Source organism: Ancylobacter sonchi, assembly GCF_018390695.1.
Taxonomy (GTDB): Bacteria; Pseudomonadota; Alphaproteobacteria; order Rhizobiales; family Xanthobacteraceae; genus Ancylobacter; species Ancylobacter sonchi.
The window spans coordinates 38,831-55,082 of sequence record NZ_JAHBGF010000012.1 but is presented as its reverse complement, the minus strand read 5'-3'; the positions used below and the strand labels follow the sequence as shown (position 1 = coordinate 55,082).

Sequence of the window (16,252 nt, the reverse complement as noted above, 5' to 3'; positions counted from 1 at the left end):
GATGGCCGTGTCGCCCGATAGTTCCGGCTGGCCGCTGACCGAGGCGCAGAGCGGCCTGTGGTACGCCCAGCGGCTCGATCCCGCCAATCCGCTGTTCAATACCGGCCAATACATCGAGCTCGTCGGCGCGCTCGATCTCGACGCCTTTCGGTCCGCCGTCACGACAGCGGTGGAGGAGGCCGAGGCGCTGGCGCTGCGCGTGGTCGATGCCGCCGAGGGACCCCGCCAGTTGCTGGAACCGTCGCGGCGGCCCCGGCTGGAGGTCGTCGACGTGTCCGGCGCAGCCGATCCGCTCGCCGCCGCCGAAGCCGACATCGCCCGCGACATGGCGACGCCGATCGATCCGACGCGAGACCCGCTCGCCGCCGAGCGGCTGTTCATGCTCGGGCCGCAGCGTTTCGTCTGGCAGCAGCGCATCCATCACCTCGCCATCGACGGCTACGGCATGATCCTGCTCACCCAGCGGGCGGCCGATCTCTATAATGCGCGCCGGCGCGGGACCACGGCCGGCCCGGCATTGCCGGGGCTCGATGTCGTGCTGGCCGAGGATGCCGCCTATCGCGGCTCGGACAAGCGCCAGGCCGATGCCGCCTATTGGCGCGAAACCTTCGCCGGCCAGCCGGAGGTCGTGAGCCTGGCGGCCGGCGCGCCGGTGAGCGCCTTCGGTTTCCATCGTCGGGCGGTGGAGATCGATGCCGCGACCATCGCCCGCCTGCATGGTCTGGCGCGGGAAAGCTCCATTCCCTGGCCGGACCTGCTCACCGCTTTCTGCGCCGCCTATGTGCAGCGCCACACCGGCACGCCGGAAGTGGTGCTCGGCGTGCCGCATATGGGCCGGCTCGGCAGCAAGGCGGCGCGGGTGCCGGCGATGCTGATGAACGTGCTGCCGCTCAGGGTGGCGCAGCAGCCGGGCGTCACGCGGGCGGATTTCCTCGCCTCGGTGGCGCGCAGCCTGATGAAGGCCCGCCGTCACGGCCGCTACCGCAGCGAGCAATTGCGCCGCGATCTCAAGCTGATCGGCCGCCAGCGACGCCTGCACGGACCGCTGGTCAATGTGCTGCCTTTCGATGAGACACCACGCTTCGAGGGGCTCCATGCCCGGCTTGAAGTGCTGAGCGCCGGGCCGGTGGATGACATCACCTTTACCTTCCGGGCCCATGGTGCCGGGGGGCTGCGGCTGGAGATCGATGCCAATCCCGATCTCTATTCCGCCGACGAGGCGCTCGCTCATGCGCGCCGGCTCGACGCTTTCATCGCCGGGGCGCTCGCCGCCGAGCGGCTCGACGAGGTGCCGACCGCCACGCCGGAGGAAGCGCGCCGTCATCTGGTGGAGATGAACGCCACCGCGCACGAGGTACCGGATGTCACACTCACGGCGCTAGTCGAGGCGGCGATGCGGCGTACGCCGGACGCGCCGGCGGTGCGCTTCGAGGGCGTCGAGCTCAGCTATGCCGAGCTTGAGCGGCGCAGTGCCGCGCTGGCCGGCGCCCTGACGGATGCTGGTGCCGGTCCGGACTCCCTCGTCGCGGTGGCGCTGCCGCGTTCGCTGGAACTGATCGTGGCGCTGGTGGCGGTGCTGCGGGCCGGCGCCGCCTATCTGCCGCTCGATCTCGCCCACCCCGACGAACGGCTTGCCCGCATCCTCGGCTCGGCCAAGCCGCGCGTGGTCCTCGCGCGCGAGGCCGATGCCGGCCGGCTGCGGCCATATGCGACGGTGCTTGTCCCCGAGGCGTGGCCGACCGAAATCGGCGCCGCGCCGCTGCGTGTGCCGGTGCCCGACGACGCGGCCTATGTGATCTACACCTCCGGCTCCACCGGCGAGCCGAAAGGCGTCGTGGTCGGGCATCGGGCCATCGTCAACCGCCTCGAATGGATGCGCGAGCACTACGGCATCGGGCCGGGCGAGCGTATCGTGCAGAAGACGCCGGCCACCTTCGATGTCTCGGTCTGGGAGTTCTTTCTTCCGCTGATCGCCGGGGCGGTGCTGGTGGTGGCGCCGCCCGAGGCGCATCGCGATCCGCTGGCGCTGGCGCGGCTGTTCCGCGCCGAGAAGGTGACGACCGCGCATTTCGTGCCGTCCATGCTCGCGGCCTTCCTCGCCGAGCCGATGGCTCGCGGCCTCGAACTGCGCCAGGTCTTCTGTTCCGGCGAAGAACTGCCGGCGGATCTGCGCGACCGCTTCCACCGCACGCTGAGCGCGGAGCTGCACAATCTCTATGGGCCGACCGAGGCGGCGGTCGATGTCAGCTACTGGCCGGCCGGGCCGGACGACCGCGCGCGGCCGGTGCCGATCGGCTTCCCGGTGTGGAACACCCGGCTCTATGTGCTCGACGAGGCGATGCGCCCGCAGCCGCCGGGCGTGCCGGGTCATCTGTTCCTCGCCGGCGTGCAGCTGGCGCATGGCTATCTCGGCCGGCCGGACCTCACCGCCGAGCGCTTCCTCGCCGATCCCTTCGTGCCCGGCGAGCGCATGTACCGCTCGGGCGATCTTGCCTATTACCGGCCGGACGGCGCGGTGGTGTTTCTCGGCCGGTCCGATCATCAGATCAAGATCCGCGGCCTGCGCGTCGAGCTCGGCGAGATCGAGGCGGCGATCATGCAGAGCGGGCTGGCCCGGCAATGCGCCGTCGTCGCCAGCCGCGATGCCGCCGGTACGCAGCGCATCGTCGCCTATGTGGTGGGCGTCGAGGATGTCGCGGTGCTGCGCGAGCGGCTGCCGGCGCGGCTGCCGGACTATATGGTGCCTTCCGCGCTGGTGGCGCTTGACGCGCTGCCGGTGACGGCGAACGGCAAGCTCGACCGTGCGGCCCTGCCGGCACCGGAATTCTCCGGCAGCGGCGGGCGTCCGCCGGAGACGCCCAGCGAGAAACGGGTGGCGGCGCTGTTCCGCGAGGTGCTGGGACTGGATGACGAGCCTGCCGCCGAGGACGATTTTTTCACGCTCGGCGGCGATTCCCTGCAGGCGGTGGCCTTGCTGCTGCGCCTGCGTGAAGCGGCGGGGCGCGATCCGGGCCTCGCGGCGCTGTTCGCCGCCCCGAGCGTTGCCGGCCTTGCGGGGGCCTTGGACGAACAGGGTGCGCGGGCCGATTTCGGCCTTGAGCCGCTGGTCCGCCTGACCGAGGGCGATCCGGCCTTGCCGCCGCTGTTCGCTATCCACCCGGCCGGCGGTCTGTCCTGGTGCTATGGCGGCCTCGCGCGGGCGCTGGCACCGCGGCGGAGCGTCTACGGGCTTCAGGCACCGGCCCTGTCGCCGGACAAACCGCTGCCGCCGAACCTCGAGACGCTCGCCGCCGACTATGCCCGGCGCATCCGGGCGTTGCGGTCGACAGGCCCCTATCATCTGCTCGGCTGGTCGGTCGGCGGCATCCTCGCGCAGGCGGTGGCGGTGGAGCTGCGCCGGCAGGGCGCCGAGGTCGGCGTCGTCGCGCTGCTCGACGCCTATCCGAGCGATTGCTGGCGCGCCGAGCCGGAGCCGGCACCCGATGCGGCGCTGAAGGCTCTACTGGCGATCGCCGGCCACGATCCCGACCGGCTGCCCGGGCTCGCGCTCAGCCGAGCCTCGGTGGTCGCCTTCCTGCGCGCCTCCGACAGTCCGCTCGGCACGCTGTCCGACACCGCCCTCGACGGGGTGGTGCGGGTGGTGGCCGGCAACAACCGGCTGGTGCGCGGGCATCACCATGCTCGCTACGACGGCCCGCTCACCTTCTTCCGCGCGGCGCTGGACCATGAAGGGCGCGACCTCACGCCGGCGAAATGGGCGGCCTATGCCGACCATATCGACGTCGTCGACATAGCGAGCCTGCACGCGCATCTCACCGGCCGCGAGGCAACCATGACCATCGCGCCGGCCCTCGGCGCCGCGCTGGAAGCCTGCGAACAATCAAGGAAAACATCATGCGCGACAATGGCCTGCGCGGACGCATCGCCCTCGTCACCGGAGCGGGCGGAGGCATAGGCCGGGCGGTGGTCCGGCTGCTGGTCGAGGAAGGCGCACGCGTCGTCGCCACCGACCATACGGCCGCGCTGCTGGCGCCGATCGCCGAGGAGTTCGGTGGCGCCGTGCGGACGGAGATCCTCGACATCCGCTCCACCGAGGCGGTGGAGGCGGTGGTGGCGCGCATCGAAGCGGAGGAGGGGCCGATCGATCTCGGCGCCAGCGTCGCCGGGGTGCTGTCCTGGCAGACGGTGGTGGATACCGACGACGCCGAATGGGACCGGGTGTTCGACATCAACAGCAAGGGAGTGTTCCGCCTCGGCCGGGCGCTCGCCCGCCGCATGCAGCCGCGCCGGCGCGGCGCGCTGGTGACGGTCGCTTCCAACGCCGCCGGGGTGCCGCGTCACGCCATGGCCGCCTATGCGGCCTCCAAGGCGGCGGCGGCGATGTTCACCCGCTGCCTCGGCATCGAGCTCGCCCCGCACGGCATTCGCTGCAACATCGTGGCGCCCGGCTCGACGCTGACGCCGATGCAGACCGGCATGTGGGCGGACGACAATGGCGCGGCGCAAGTCATTGCCGGCGCACCGGAAGTCTTCAAGGCCGGCATCCCGCTCGGCAAGCTGGCGACTCCGGAGGACGTGGCGGAGGCGGTGGTTTTCCTGCTCTCCGCCCGTGCCGGACACATCACCATGAGCGACCTCTATGTCGATGGTGGCGCGACGCTGCGGGCGTGAGGCTCAGCCGGCCGACGCCGGGTCGCCCTTCACGGCGTCGACCATCACCTGCACGAAGCCGTGCGAGCAGCGCTCGACCCGCGCCTCGACGCCGTAGACGCTGGCCAGCATCGCCGGGGTGATCGCCTGCGCCGGCGTGCCATCGGCAATGATATGTCCTTGAGATAGAACGATAATCCGGTCGCACCAGCGGGCGGCCAGCGCGATGTCGTGCAGCACCACCACAACGATGATGCCGCGCTCGCGCGCCACTTCGCCGACGAGCTTCATCACGGTGAGCTGGTGGCGGATGTCGAGGGCGCTGGTGGGCTCGTCGAGCAGCAGCACTCTCGGCTCGCGCACCAGGCACTGGGCGAGAGCGGCGAGCTGGCGCTGGCCGCCGGACAGTTCGTCGAGGCCGCGCATGGCGAGGTCGGCGATGCCGAGACGGCGCAGGACATCGAGTGATTCCCGTTTCGGATCAATGTCTTGTGTGAGTGCGGACGATTGCAGCGCGCTCAGCGTCGCCTCGAAGACCGAGAGCGCGACGCGCGGCGGCAGCGTCTGCGGCATGTAGGAGACCTCGCGCGCATAGCTGGCCGGATCGAGGCCGGACAGCTCGCGGCCGTCGAGGCGGATCGAGCCGCGCGCCGGAATCAGCCCTGCCAGCGACCGCAGCAGGGTGGTCTTGCCGGCGGCGTTCGGCCCGACCAGTGCGGTGACCGATGAGGCCGAAATCCCGTCCAAGTCCAGCTTGTCGATGATCCGGCGGGCGCCGTAGCCGACTGACAGGCCGGCAATGTCCAGTCCCGATGCCGCACTCATCCCAGATTGCCCCGACGGGAGAGGATGAGGGTCACGAAGAAGGGTATCCCGATAAGAGAAGTGATGATGCCGACCGGCAGCAGCGTGCCGGGCACGATGAGCTTGCTGCCGACCGAGGCGAGCGACATCAGCCCGGCGCCGGTCAGCACGCTCGCCGGCAGGTAGAAGCGGTGATCCTCGCCGACCAGCAGCCGGGCGATGTGCGGCGCCACCAGCCCGATGAAGCCGATGGTGCCGACAAAGGCGACGCTGGTGCCGGTGAGCACGCTGACCCGCAGCAGCGAGGCGAAGCGCAGCCGGCCGAGCGCGATGCCGAAGCTGCGCGCCCGATCCTCGCCGAGACGTAGCGCGGTCATCTGCCAGCTGTCCCGCAGCGCGAGTGGCACCAGTACCGCCAGCACGGCGGCGAGCACGCCGAGCTTGGCCCAGGTGGCGCGGGCGAGCGAGCCCATCGACCAGAATACCAGCTGCTGCAGGGCTTCCTGGCTGGCGACGAACTGCACCAGCGCCACCAGCGCGTTGAAGGTGAACACCATGGCGATGCCGAACAGCACCAGGGTTTCCACCCCGGTGCCGCGCAGCCGGGCCAGCGCCTGCAGCAGCAGCACCGAGCCGAAGGCGAACAGGAAGGCGAACAGCGGCAGGTTCCAGTTGCCGGGCAGGCCGGGGATGGCGAGGCCGAGCACGATGGACAAAGCGGCGCCGAAGGAGGCGGCCGAGGAGACGCCGAGCGTGAAGGGGCTGGCCAGCGGGTTGTTGAGGATGGTCTGCATCTCCGCCCCGGCGAGCGCCAGCGCGGCGCCGACCAGCACCGCCATCAGCGCCGCCGGCAGGCGTACCTCCCAGACGATGACCCGGATGCCGGGCTCGGCGGCGGCGGGATCGAGGAGGGTACGCAGCACCGCGCCGATCGACAGGCCGGAAGGGCCGGTGGCGATGTCCACCAGCATGCCGGCCGCCATGATGGCGAGCAGGCCGGCGAGGATGGCGAGCCGCCGGCGCTGGCGGCGGGCATAGGCATCGATCGGATCGGCGGCAATGAGATGGGGAGTGCGGGCGGCACCGGCCGGCAGGTCGGGAACGCTCTGGCCTAGCGGTGCCTGCGGCGACAATCCGGTCATCTCCGTCCCACTCGGCCTCGTTTGCGCGGCGTGTCGCAGACTTATCCGTCGCGTGGCCCGGCGAGCGGGGCTCTCGCGGTGGCACGCAGGGTTCAATGCCCGAGCCGTCCGTACCGGTCAAGTTTCTGATGTCGCTCAATAATTTAGAATCGTTTCAGTCTGTGGGGCGGCCGCTTGCATTGTCCGGCGAGTGGTTTAGATGCCGGGAGGAAATGGCAGGGGCGCGCGAGGCGGATGGAACCGGGCATCGTCATCGAGGGCAGCTGCTGGTTCGACCTCGCGCCGCGCGGCGGCGGGGCGCCCTATCGCATCTTCCTGGCGCTGCCGAAGGGGCCGGCGCCGCCGGCGGGCTTCCCGGTGCTGTATCTGCTCGACGCCAATGCCAGCTTCGCGACGCTGGTGGAGGCGCAGCGGCGCGGCGGCGAGCGCCCGGCCGGCACCGGCATCGGCCCGACGGTGCTGGTGGGCATCGGCCATGCGGCCGGCGGGCTCTATGATCGCGCGCGCCGGACCTTCGACTACACCGCCGGGCCGGGCCGCGAGATGCTCGCCGCCGCCGATGGGCGGGCGCCGGATACCCGGATGACCGGTGGGCGCGATGCCTTCCTCGCCTTCCTGCGCGACGAGCTGAAGCCGGCGGTGGCCGCGCGCGCGCCGGTGGATGGCGGGCGGCAGGTGCTGGTCGGCCACTCGCTGGCCGGCGGCTTCGTGCTCGACGTGTTCGGCCGCGACAGCGCGGCCTTCGCCGCCTATGTGGCGATCAGCCCGTCGATCTGGTGGGACGAGGCGCGGCTCACCGACGGCCTGTCGCATATCGATGGGGCGCCGCGGCTCTCCGTCATTGTCGGCGAGTGGGAGCAGGAACTGGCGCCCTGGCTGCGGGAGCGCCCCGGCGCGGCGGAGATCGCCGAGCGGCGGGCCCGCCGGGCGATGGTCGACCGGGCGGAGGCCTTCGCCATGCGGGCACGGGCGGCGCTGGGCGGACGCGGCGCCGCGCGCTTCGAGCGCCTCGCCGGCGAGGACCATGCCTCGGTGGTGGCGCCGGCGCTGACGCGGGCGTTGCGCTTCGCGCTGGCCGATGCCGATGGGTAAGGTGGCTCGCGCCACGGCGTGTTCGCCAAACTGTGATCGCCGCAGATGCCGTGTCGCCGTCGGTGCGCTGGAATTGCACGGGTTTCTGGTCGCGAAGGCGATTTCCCGGCGGCCAAAACGGCTTTAAGGAAGGCTCGCTTGTTCGCGGAGCCCGAGATGCCGAATCCCGATATGTCCAGCCTCGATGCCCCCGCTTCCTCCCGCCGCCCGCTGGCGCTCGCCCCGCTGATCATCGCGGCCGGCGCGGCGGCGACGCTCGCCGGCGCCTGGTTCTTCCAGCTGGTGATCGGGCTGGCGCCGTGCCCGCTCTGCCTGGAGCAGCGGCTGCCCTATTACGCCGCCGTGCCGCTGGGGCTGGCGGTGGCACTGGTGGCGCGGCAGGGGCATGCCGGGTTGGCGCGGTTCGGGCTGGCGCTGCTCGGCCTATTGATGCTGGTCGGCTTCGGGCTGGCGCTCTATCACGCCGGCGTCGAATGGCACTGGTGGCAGGGACCGACCGCCTGCTCGGGAGCCGCCCCGGCGGCGGGCTCGGCCAACCTGCTGCAGGACCTCCAGCAGGCGCGGGTGGTGCGCTGCGACGAGGCGCCGTGGCGCTTCCTCGGCCTGTCGCTCGCCGGCTGGAACGTGCTGATCGCCGCGACGCTGACGCTGGTGGCGGTGTGGGGCGTGCGCCGGCGCTGAGGGTGGGAGCGGCGAAGGCCGCTCGCCCCATCCCTCTCGTCGATCGGGAGAGGGAGCCTGTCGCGCAGGAGCGGCTGGCCTACGGGTCGAGCTCGGTATCCCAGTAGAGATAGTCGACCCAGCTCTCATGCAGGTAGTTGGGCGGGAAGTGCCGGCCGTTCTGGTGCAGGTCGAACACCGCCGGCTGGAACGGCTTCTGCCGCGGCAGCATCTTCGCCTCCGCCGGCATCAGGCTGCCCTTGCGCAGATTGCAGGGCGAGCAGGCGGCGACGACGTTCTCCCAGGTCGTCAGTCCACCGCGCGAGCGCGGGATGACGTGGTCGAAGGTGAGGTCGTCGCGCGAGTCGCAGTACTGGCAGGTGAAGCGGTCGCGCAGGAACACGTTGAAGCGGGTGAAAGCCGGCTGGCGCGCCGGGCGGATGAAGCTCTTGAGCGAGACGACGCTCGGCAGCCGCATCTGGAACTGGGCGCTGGAGACCTGCCGCTCGTAATATTCGACGATGTTCACCCGGTCGAGGAACACCGCCTTGATGGCGTCCTGCCATGACCAGACCGAGAGCGGGTAATAGCTCAACGGGCGGTAATCCGCGTTGAGCACGAGGGCCGGCCAGGCACCTGGGGACAAAGTCGCCGTCAAGCACTTGCTCCCTTACCGGAGCGACTCACGACGGCTGGGCGCCGTGGGACGCACGGCGATACTCTATATGTAGCGTGTCAGTCTTGTGAAGCACCGCGATGCGGCATCGCCTTCACGAATGCAGCCAGAGGGCCCGCCGCGCCGGCTCAGCCGAGCGATGGCAGGCGCTCGGCGAGGAAGGCGCCGCCGAGCAGCAGGCCCTCGCTATCGATGCCGTGGCCGAGCCCGCGCGCCAGATGCCCGCGCACCGGCACGCCGGCCGCCTTCAGGCTGGCGAGCGAGCGCGGCAGCGCCTGCGGCGGGATCACCTCGTCGGCGTCGCCATGGATGAGTAGCACCGGCGGGTGGCTGGCGATCACGGGGCCGGCGATCTCGCCCGCGCGGCCTTCCGGCGTCACATGCAGGCCGGAATAGCCGAGGATGCCGGCGAGCGGCTGCGGCCGGGCGAGGCCGACCTGCAGCGCCATCATCGTGCCCTGGCTGAAGCCGACCAGCGCGAGGCGGGACGGCGGCAGGCCGTGGCGGGCGAGCTCGGCGTCGAGGAAGCCGTCGAGCGCGGCATGGGCGGCCTGCACGCCGGCCCAGCGCTCGCGGTCGTTGCGCTCGACATAGGCGAACCATTGCCGGCCGACCGGGGCGATGCCGAGCGGCTCCGGCGCGTGCGGCGACACGAAGGCGGTGCGCGGCAGCTTCTCGCCCCACAATTCGCCGAGGTCGATCAGGTCGCGGCCATCGGCGCCGTAGCCGTGCAGCAGCACCACCAGCGAATCGGGCGCGCCGCCGGAGCGGGGGGCGAGGCGCGGGCCGTCGAGGAGCGGGGTCGCGAAGGGAGTGACCATGGCGGGGCTCAGTTGGTGTCGTCGCTGCCGTCGCTGGCATTGCCGGCGACCTTGGGGCTGGGGCTGTGGTTGAGCAGCGTGTCGATGCGGGTGCGCTCGCCGGAGAAATCGGCGAGGATCCTGCCGTCGAGCGCGCGGCCGCGCGGCAGGCGCACGCGCATCGGATCGACGAAGCGGCCGTTCACCAGCACCTCGTAATGCAGATGCGGGCCGGTGGAGAGACCGGAGGAGCCGAGATAGCCGATCAGCTGGCCCTGGCGCACCCGCACGCCCTCGCGGATGCCCTTGGCGAAGCCGGACTGGTGCGAATAGGTGGTCACATAACCGTTGGCGTGCTGGATCTCGGTATGGCGGCCATAGCCCGAGCTCCAGCCGGCCTTCCGGATGATGCCGTTGCCGGCGGCGTAGATCGGCGTGCCGACCCGGTCGGCCCAGTCGACGCCGGAATGCATGCGAGAGAAGCCGAGGATCGGGTGGCGGCGCATGCCGAAGCCGGAGCGCAGCGTGCCGCCGGCGATCGGCTTGCGGACCAGGAACTTCTTCGCGCTCTTGCCGGTCTCGTCATAGAAGTCGAGCAGGTTGTCGTCGGGGGTCTGGTAGCGGTAGTAGCGCCGCTCCTCGCCGCCGATGGTGAGCCCGGCATAGAGCACGCCGGCGGTCCCGCCGCCTTCCTCGGGATCGAACAGCACCTCGAAGCTGTCGCCCGAGCGCACCCGGCGCTGGAAGTCGACGTCGAAGGAATAGATGCGGATCAGGTTTTCGATGACCGGGCGCGGCACGTCGTGGCGCAGCGCGGTCTCCCAGATGCTCTCATAGAGGGTGATGCCGCCGCGCCCGCCGCCATCCTCGTCGGAATCGTCGGAGGGGAGGTCGGCGACCTCGACGTCGTTGGGCTCCTCCACCGGCAGGAAGGTGCCCATGTCGGACAGCGCGATGGTGCCCTCGTGGCCCTGGTCGCTGAACACCCCGACGCGCAGCGGCACCGTGGCGCCGCCCGACGGGTCGAGCAGCACCCGCAGCCGCAGGCCGGGGGTGAGCTGGCCGCGCAGTTCCGGGGTGGCGAAGGCCGCCGCCGCCGCCTTGGCGGACACCTCGGCGACGCCGAGATCCTTGAGGATGGAGGCGATGCTGTCGCCCTTCTTGGTGACGACGGCGCGCTCGGTCCATTCATTGCCGCCGGACGCCTCGCCGGACGCCTTGCCGAAGGCGCTCATATTGTCCGGGGCATTGGCGAGCGCGGTCGGATCGGCCGGGACGTTGGCGGGCGCGTAGCCGAGGGCGCCGCCGCCGAAGCTCGCCAGCGCCGGCATCGTCGCCTCGGCGAGCGGCATGCTGAACTCGGCGGTCTCGCGCACCTTCATCAGCACGTCTTCCATCGACAGCTCGGCCGCGAACTTGGTGGAAGGCGGCAGGCTGCCGAGGTCGCGCATCGTCAAAGTGAGCTCGCCGGTGGGCTCGGCCTGCGGCGTGTCGTCGTCCTGGTCGTCGGAAGAAGTGTCGGCGATCAGCTTGGCCGGGTTGAAGCGCGGCACGTCGGCCGATACCGAGGTGACCGACTGGGCGAGATTGGTGTTCACCCGCGTCACCGCGCGCACCTTGATCACCTCGCGGTCGCCGTCGCGGGTGGTGGTGGACAGGCGCAGCGTCTGGCGGGCGTTGAAGCTCTCGCTGATGATCGACATGCGGTCGCCCTTGCGGGCGACGTTGGACGGGCGCTCGCCGGCGGCCAGTGCGCCGCGCAGGGCGGAGCGCACCGTCTCGGGCGACTGGGCGAAGCGATAGACCTCGTTGTCGAGCGCGGCATAGACCGCGCCGCCCATCAGCGCAGCGCCGCAAATGCCGGTGAGCAGGGTGGCCATCAGCCAGCGTATGGAGATACGGCGGCGGTTGATCGGCTCCTCGGTGTCGCCGTCAACGCCCAGCGGAGGCTCGTCGCCGAGATCGAACGCCGCGCCGCGCCAGCGCCGCAGGCCGTTTGGTCCGAGCCGCGTCTCCAACAGATCCTATCCCCGTGTTCGCGGCGCTCCCTGGGCCGCCACTCAGAAATTCCGCGTCCGCTGGCCCGGACGTCGATGTCTCGTTGCCGCCGGATCGGCGGCGGGCCGGACGATGCCGCCCCGGCCGCGCAACGTCAACCCGACGCGACACTTAACCCGCGATGATGCCTCGACCCGAGGCGATGGCCCGAGGCGATTCTCGCCGACGCGTCAGCGTCGTGCAGGATGTAAATCGCCGTCTCGCGGCGAAACCAAGGCGAGGGGCCGCTTTCCTGCGCTCATTATGCGCCGGCGGGGCATTCCGTGCCGGCGTTCACGCCGTGCTGGAGGGTCATTCGGCGCTGGCGGCCTTGCGGCGCAGCGGCGAGGCCATCGGCAGCGGCACGCTGGCGAGCGTGGCGGCGGCAGGGGTGCTTGAGGCGGAGGTGCCCGAGGTGGGCTTGCCGGCCGCAGGCTTGCCGGGGCGCAGCGGCATCGGCTCGGCGGCGGCGAGGCGGCTGCCCGCCACGCCATTGACGGTGACGAGCACGCCGGCATCCGGCAGCGCTTCCGGCTGGGCCGGCGTGCCGTAGCGCTTGAAGAAGGCCCAGATCTCGTTCGGCGCGTCGAGGCCGCTGCGGCGCGGCCCGAGCAGCAGCGCGGCGAAGGCGTCGCCGGCATCGACCGACTGGGCGGGCGGCTGGTGGCCGCCGTCGATCTCGTAATAGGCGACCGTCGCGCCGCCGGCGCAGCTGTCGTAACGGACGATGCGGGCGCTCGGCAGCTGGCTGGCCTGCGAGGAGGCGCAGCGGTCGATGCGGGCGAACAGCTCGGCGCTGTCGCGGGCCGACATCAGCCGGGCGCCGGGTGTCGGGCGGCCGAACATCGGCACGATGGGATCGTAGGTGCCGTTCATCATCAGGATCGGCACCGGCTTCGACGGCCGGCAGGTTTCCGCATAGCCGACCGGCACCGTCATCATCATGGTGGCGAAGGCGGCAAAGGCGTCGGCATGCCGGCAGGCGACGAAGGCGGTGAGGAAGCCGCCATTGGAGAAGCCCATCAGATAGGCGCGGCCGGGATCGGCCAGCCCCTGGGCGACGAGCTCGTCGCGTACCGCCAGCACGAAGCCGGCATCGTCGCGGGCGTCGAGGATCGGCAGGAAGCCGGCGACCGAGGAGCGGCCGTCGTTCCAGATCAGGTTGATGCCCTTGGGATAGGCGACGACGAAGCCTTCGCGGTCGGCCACCGCGTCAAGATCGAGATAGCGCTGCATGATACCGGCCGGCTGCAACGCGCCGTGCAGCGCGATGACCAGCGGGCGCGGGCCGGGCGGCAGATTCTTCGGAACATGCAGGATGTAATCGCGCGTCGTGCCCTGGAACGCGATGGAACGCTGCTGCGCCTGCGCAGTCGCGAACGGCCCCAGCAGAGCCGGCGCCAGCAGCAGGGCCATGACGGCAACACAAAATCGGCCAAGTCCCGACAGTCGGGCAAAACACGCACGCCGCATGCCGGTCCTCGCTCACGCCACCATTCGGCGGTCATTGACGCCGCCATTCCGTCAATTAGATGGCAAAGATGGTTAATGGTCCATGACCGGCGCGATTGCCTCCTGACAAGAGCGTCCGGCATCGCTAGGTTGCCCTTGCTGCGACGCACCCAAAAACCTATAGACGTCGCCTTTGGAATGATTGCGAACTGCTATCGTTTCCGCTACGCACTCCGCATAGACTGAAGGACCTCGCAATGTCCGATATGCACGGCGCTGCCCGGCGGCCGCTTTCGCCGCATCTCCAGATTTACCGGCCGATGCTCACGATGATGATGTCCATCGTGCACCGAATTACCGGCGTGGCTCTCTATTTCGGCACCTTCCTGTTGGTCGTGTGGCTGGTGGCGGCGGCAAGCTCCCCCAGCACCTTTGCGACGGTGAACGCCGTCTATGGCAGCTGGATCGGCCTTGTCGTGCTGTTCGGCTTCAGCTGGGCGATGCTGCACCACATGCTGGGCGGCCTGCGCCATTTCATCTGGGACACCGGCCGCGGCTTCGGCCCCGAGGCGCGCGAACTGCTCGCCAAGCTGACCGTCGGCGGCTCGATCGCGCTGACCGTGCTGCTCTGGGTCGTCATCTTCGTGGTGAAGGGCTGAACTCATGAGCGGATCTTCCGAATTCCCGGGCTCCTCGCTGCGCACGGTGCGCCGCCGCGTCGCCGGCCTCGGCGCCGCGCATTCCGGCACCCATCATTTCTGGCTGCAGCGCGTGACCGCGCTCGCCAACGTGCCGCTGACCCTCGCGTTTCTCGCCGTGCTGGTCTGCGTCGCCGGCGAGCCTCCCGAGCGGGTGCTGGCCACCATCGGCCAGCCGATCGTGGCGATCATCCTCCTCCTCGCCATCGTCTCCATCACCACCCACATGCGGGCGGGCATGCAGGTGGTGATCGAGGACTATGTCCATAACGAGGGCGCCAAGGTGCTCGCTCTGGTCGGCAACACCTTCTTCTGCGCTGCCATGGGCTGCGCCGGGGTGTTCGCGATCCTCAAGATCAGCTTCGGAGGCTAGCTCCCATGGCCGAGACCCATTCCGCCAACGGTTCTGCCGCCAACGGTTCCGCCGACCCGAAGGCGGCCTATCTGAACGGCGCCTATCCGATCATCGACCACACCTATGACGTGGTGGTGGTGGGCGCCGGCGGCGCCGGCCTTCGCGCGGTGGTCGGCTGCTCGGAAGCCGGGCTGCGCACCGCCTGCGTCACCAAGGTGTTCCCGACCCGCTCGCACACCGTGGCGGCGCAGGGCGGCATCGCCGCCTCGCTCGGCAATATGGGCGTCGACGACTGGCGCTACCACATGTACGACACCGTGAAGGGGTCGGACTGGCTGGGCGACCAGGACGCCATCGAATATCTGGTGCGCCACGCGCCGGCTGCCGTCTACGAGCTGGAGCACTGGGGCGTGCCGTTCTCGCGCACCGAGGCCGGCAAGATCTACCAGCGCCCGTTCGGCGGCATGACCATCGACTACGGCAAGACCCCGGCGCAACGCACCTGCGCCGCCGCCGACCGTACCGGCCACGCCATCCTGCACACGCTGTACGGCGCGGCGCTGAAGCACTCGGCCGAGTTCTTCATCGAGTATTTCGCCCTCGACCTGATCATGGACGAGGACGGCCGCTGCCGCGGCATCGTCGCGCTGAAGATGGACGACGGCACCATCCACCGCTTCCGGGCGCAGACGGTGATCCTCGCCACCGGCGGCTATGGCCGCGCCTATTTCTCGGCGACCTCCGCCCATACCTGCACCGGCGACGGCAACGCCATGGTGCTGCGCGCCGGCCTGCCTCTGCAGGACATGGAGTTCGTGCAGTTCCACCCGACCGGCATCTACGGCTCGGGCTGCCTGATCACCGAGGGCGCGCGCGGCGAGGGCGGCTACCTCACCAATTCCGAGGGTGAGCGCTTCATGGAGCGCTACGCGCCTTCCGCCAAGGACCTCGCCTCGCGCGACGTCGTCTCGCGCTCCATGACCATGGAGATCCGCGAGGGCCGCGGCGTCGGCAAGAACAAGGACCACATCTTCCTGCACCTCGACCATCTCGACCCGGCGATCCTGCATGAGCGCCTGCCGGGCATCTCCGAGAGCGCGAAGATCTTCGCCGGTGTCGACGTGACCAAGGAGCCGATCCCGGTGCTGCCGACCGTCCATTACAACATGGGCGGCATCCCGACGAACTTCCACGGCGAGGTCGTCACCAAGAAGGACGGCAATCCGGACCATGTGGTGCCCGGCCTGATGGCGGTAGGCGAATGCGCCTGCGTGTCGATCCACGGCGCCAACCGGCTCGGCTCCAACTCGCTGACCGATCTCGTGGTGTTCGGCCGCGCCGCCGCGCTGCGCTGCGCCGAGCTGCTCACCCCCGGCGACAAGCAGCGCGAGCTGCCGGCCAACTCGGCCGAGCTCGCCCTGTCGCGGCTCGACCATTTCCGCAACGCTTCCGGCTCGACGCCGACCGCCGATCTGCGCCTTTCCATGCAGAAGGTGATGCAGAACAACTGCGCGGTCTACCGCACCGGCGAGGTGCTTCAGGAAGGCCGCAAGCTGATCGCCGACGTGTTCGCCGGCACCGACGACATCGAGGTCACCGACCGCTCGCTGGTGTGGAATTCCGATCTCATCGAGACGCTGGAATATGACAACCTGATCTGCCTCGCCTCGGTGACGATGGAAGGCGCGGCGGCGCGTACCGAGAGCCGCGGCGCCCATGCCCGCGAGGATTTCCCTGATCGCGACGACGCCAAGTGGATGAAGCACACGCTGGCCTTCGTCGATTTCGACACCCGCGCGGTGCGGCTCGACGACCGTCCGGTGCACACCTACACCATGTCGAACGACATCCAGTACATCGAGCCGCGCAAGCGGGTCTACTGAGCC

General features: G+C 70.2%; 13 protein-coding genes. 7 read left to right on the top strand and 6 right to left on the bottom strand.

Annotated features, from left to right (window positions below):
• Positions 1 to 7: 7 nt before the first annotated feature.
• Positions 8 to 3,955: a non-ribosomal peptide synthetase gene (locus tag KHC28_RS05490; RefSeq protein WP_312893102.1), complete on the top strand. Its 3,948-nt coding sequence runs from the start codon at positions 8 to 10 to the stop codon at positions 3,953 to 3,955.
• Positions 3,895 to 4,671, top strand: coding sequence for a 2,3-dihydro-2,3-dihydroxybenzoate dehydrogenase (locus KHC28_RS05485; protein WP_214007333.1), 777 nt, complete (start codon positions 3,895 to 3,897; stop codon positions 4,669 to 4,671). Before KHC28_RS05490 ends, KHC28_RS05485 begins: the two co-directional genes overlap by 61 nt.
• Before the next feature lie 3 nt (positions 4,672 to 4,674).
• Here KHC28_RS05485 and KHC28_RS05480 read toward each other — a convergent pair whose 3' ends face one another.
• Together KHC28_RS05480 and KHC28_RS05475 are read right to left on the bottom strand one after the other, a co-directional pair.
• Positions 4,675 to 5,475 (bottom strand): ABC transporter ATP-binding protein, encoded by an 801-nt coding sequence (locus KHC28_RS05480; RefSeq protein WP_214007332.1) that lies wholly within the window; start codon positions 5,473 to 5,475, stop codon positions 4,675 to 4,677.
• A complete protein-coding gene (locus KHC28_RS05475) occupies positions 5,472 to 6,596 on the bottom strand; it encodes a FecCD family ABC transporter permease (protein ID WP_214007331.1) in 1,125 nt (374 codons plus the stop codon). The genes KHC28_RS05480 and KHC28_RS05475 overlap by 4 nt, the downstream gene beginning before the upstream one ends.
• Before the next feature lie 234 nt (positions 6,597 to 6,830).
• On the opposite strand from KHC28_RS05475, the gene KHC28_RS05470 reads away from it, so the two are divergent.
• Both KHC28_RS05470 and KHC28_RS05465 read left to right on the top strand, forming a co-directional pair.
• Positions 6,831 to 7,688 (top strand): alpha/beta hydrolase, encoded by an 858-nt coding sequence (locus tag KHC28_RS05470; protein WP_214007330.1) that lies wholly within the window; start codon positions 6,831 to 6,833, stop codon positions 7,686 to 7,688.
• A 156-nt stretch (positions 7,689 to 7,844) separates the two neighbouring features.
• Positions 7,845 to 8,369, top strand: a complete 525-nt coding sequence (locus KHC28_RS05465) for a disulfide bond formation protein B (protein WP_246564363.1) — start codon at positions 7,845 to 7,847, stop codon at positions 8,367 to 8,369.
• 79 nt (positions 8,370 to 8,448) lie between these two features.
• Here the strand turns inward: KHC28_RS05465 and KHC28_RS05460 are convergent, their stop codons facing one another.
• From KHC28_RS05460 to KHC28_RS05445, 4 genes are all read right to left on the bottom strand, one after another.
• On the bottom strand, positions 8,449 to 9,006 hold the full coding sequence (locus KHC28_RS05460) for an HNH endonuclease (RefSeq protein WP_214007329.1): 558 nt from the start codon (positions 9,004 to 9,006) through the stop codon (positions 8,449 to 8,451).
• Between the two features lie 146 nt (positions 9,007 to 9,152).
• Positions 9,153 to 9,845 (bottom strand): alpha/beta hydrolase, encoded by a 693-nt coding sequence (locus tag KHC28_RS05455; protein ID WP_214007328.1) that lies wholly within the window; start codon positions 9,843 to 9,845, stop codon positions 9,153 to 9,155.
• Between the two features lie 8 nt (positions 9,846 to 9,853).
• Entirely contained in the window at positions 9,854 to 11,842 is a 1,989-nt protein-coding gene (locus KHC28_RS05450; RefSeq protein ID WP_246564361.1) for a M23 family metallopeptidase, read from the bottom strand.
• Positions 11,843 to 12,173: 331 nt separating this feature from the next.
• The gene (locus KHC28_RS05445; protein WP_214007327.1) at positions 12,174 to 13,277 is read right to left on the bottom strand and encodes a CE1 family esterase; all 1,104 of its coding nucleotides are present in this window, start codon (positions 13,275 to 13,277) and stop codon (positions 12,174 to 12,176) included.
• Between the two features lie 293 nt (positions 13,278 to 13,570).
• On the opposite strand from KHC28_RS05445, the gene sdhC reads away from it, so the two are divergent.
• The 3 genes from sdhC to sdhA are packed head-to-tail and all read left to right on the top strand — an operon-like array spanning position 13,571 to position 16,249.
• Positions 13,571 to 13,972: a succinate dehydrogenase, cytochrome b556 subunit gene (gene sdhC, locus KHC28_RS05440; RefSeq protein ID WP_376772609.1), complete on the top strand. Its 402-nt coding sequence runs from the start codon at positions 13,571 to 13,573 to the stop codon at positions 13,970 to 13,972.
• 4 nt (positions 13,973 to 13,976) lie between these two features.
• Positions 13,977 to 14,384 carry a succinate dehydrogenase, hydrophobic membrane anchor protein gene (gene sdhD, locus KHC28_RS05435; protein ID WP_214007326.1) on the top strand — a complete coding sequence of 136 codons (408 nt, stop codon included), beginning with the start codon at positions 13,977 to 13,979 and terminating at the stop codon, positions 14,382 to 14,384.
• A 5-nt stretch (positions 14,385 to 14,389) separates the two neighbouring features.
• Complete coding sequence (gene sdhA / locus KHC28_RS05430) at positions 14,390 to 16,249, top strand: succinate dehydrogenase flavoprotein subunit (RefSeq protein WP_214007325.1); 1,860 nt, start codon at positions 14,390 to 14,392, stop codon at positions 16,247 to 16,249.
• Positions 16,250 to 16,252: the final 3 nt, after the last annotated feature.

What these genes read in the sequence shown, in the direction of transcription:
- KHC28_RS05485 (WP_214007333.1), top strand. Translation starts at nt 3,895, where the DNA reads ATGCGCGACAATGGCCTGCGCGGACGCATCGCCCTCGTCACCGGAGCG.
- KHC28_RS05465 (WP_246564363.1), top strand. Translation starts at nt 7,845, where the DNA reads ATGCCGAATCCCGATATGTCCAGCCTCGATGCCCCCGCTTCCTCCCGC.
- sdhC (WP_376772609.1), top strand. Translation starts at nt 13,571, where the DNA reads ATGTCCGATATGCACGGCGCTGCCCGGCGGCCGCTTTCGCCGCATCTC.
- KHC28_RS05475 (WP_214007331.1), bottom strand. Translation starts at nt 6,596, where the DNA reads ATGACCGGATTGTCGCCGCAGGCACCGCTAGGCCAGAGCGTTCCCGAC.
- KHC28_RS05455 (WP_214007328.1), bottom strand. Translation starts at nt 9,845, where the DNA reads ATGGTCACTCCCTTCGCGACCCCGCTCCTCGACGGCCCGCGCCTCGCC.
- sdhA (WP_214007325.1), top strand. Translation starts at nt 14,390, where the DNA reads ATGGCCGAGACCCATTCCGCCAACGGTTCTGCCGCCAACGGTTCCGCC.
- KHC28_RS05480 (WP_214007332.1), bottom strand. Translation starts at nt 5,475, where the DNA reads ATGAGTGCGGCATCGGGACTGGACATTGCCGGCCTGTCAGTCGGCTAC.
- KHC28_RS05445 (WP_214007327.1), bottom strand. Translation starts at nt 13,277, where the DNA reads ATGGCCCTGCTGCTGGCGCCGGCTCTGCTGGGGCCGTTCGCGACTGCG.
- sdhD (WP_214007326.1), top strand. Translation starts at nt 13,977, where the DNA reads ATGAGCGGATCTTCCGAATTCCCGGGCTCCTCGCTGCGCACGGTGCGC.
- KHC28_RS05470 (WP_214007330.1), top strand. Translation starts at nt 6,831, where the DNA reads ATGGAACCGGGCATCGTCATCGAGGGCAGCTGCTGGTTCGACCTCGCG.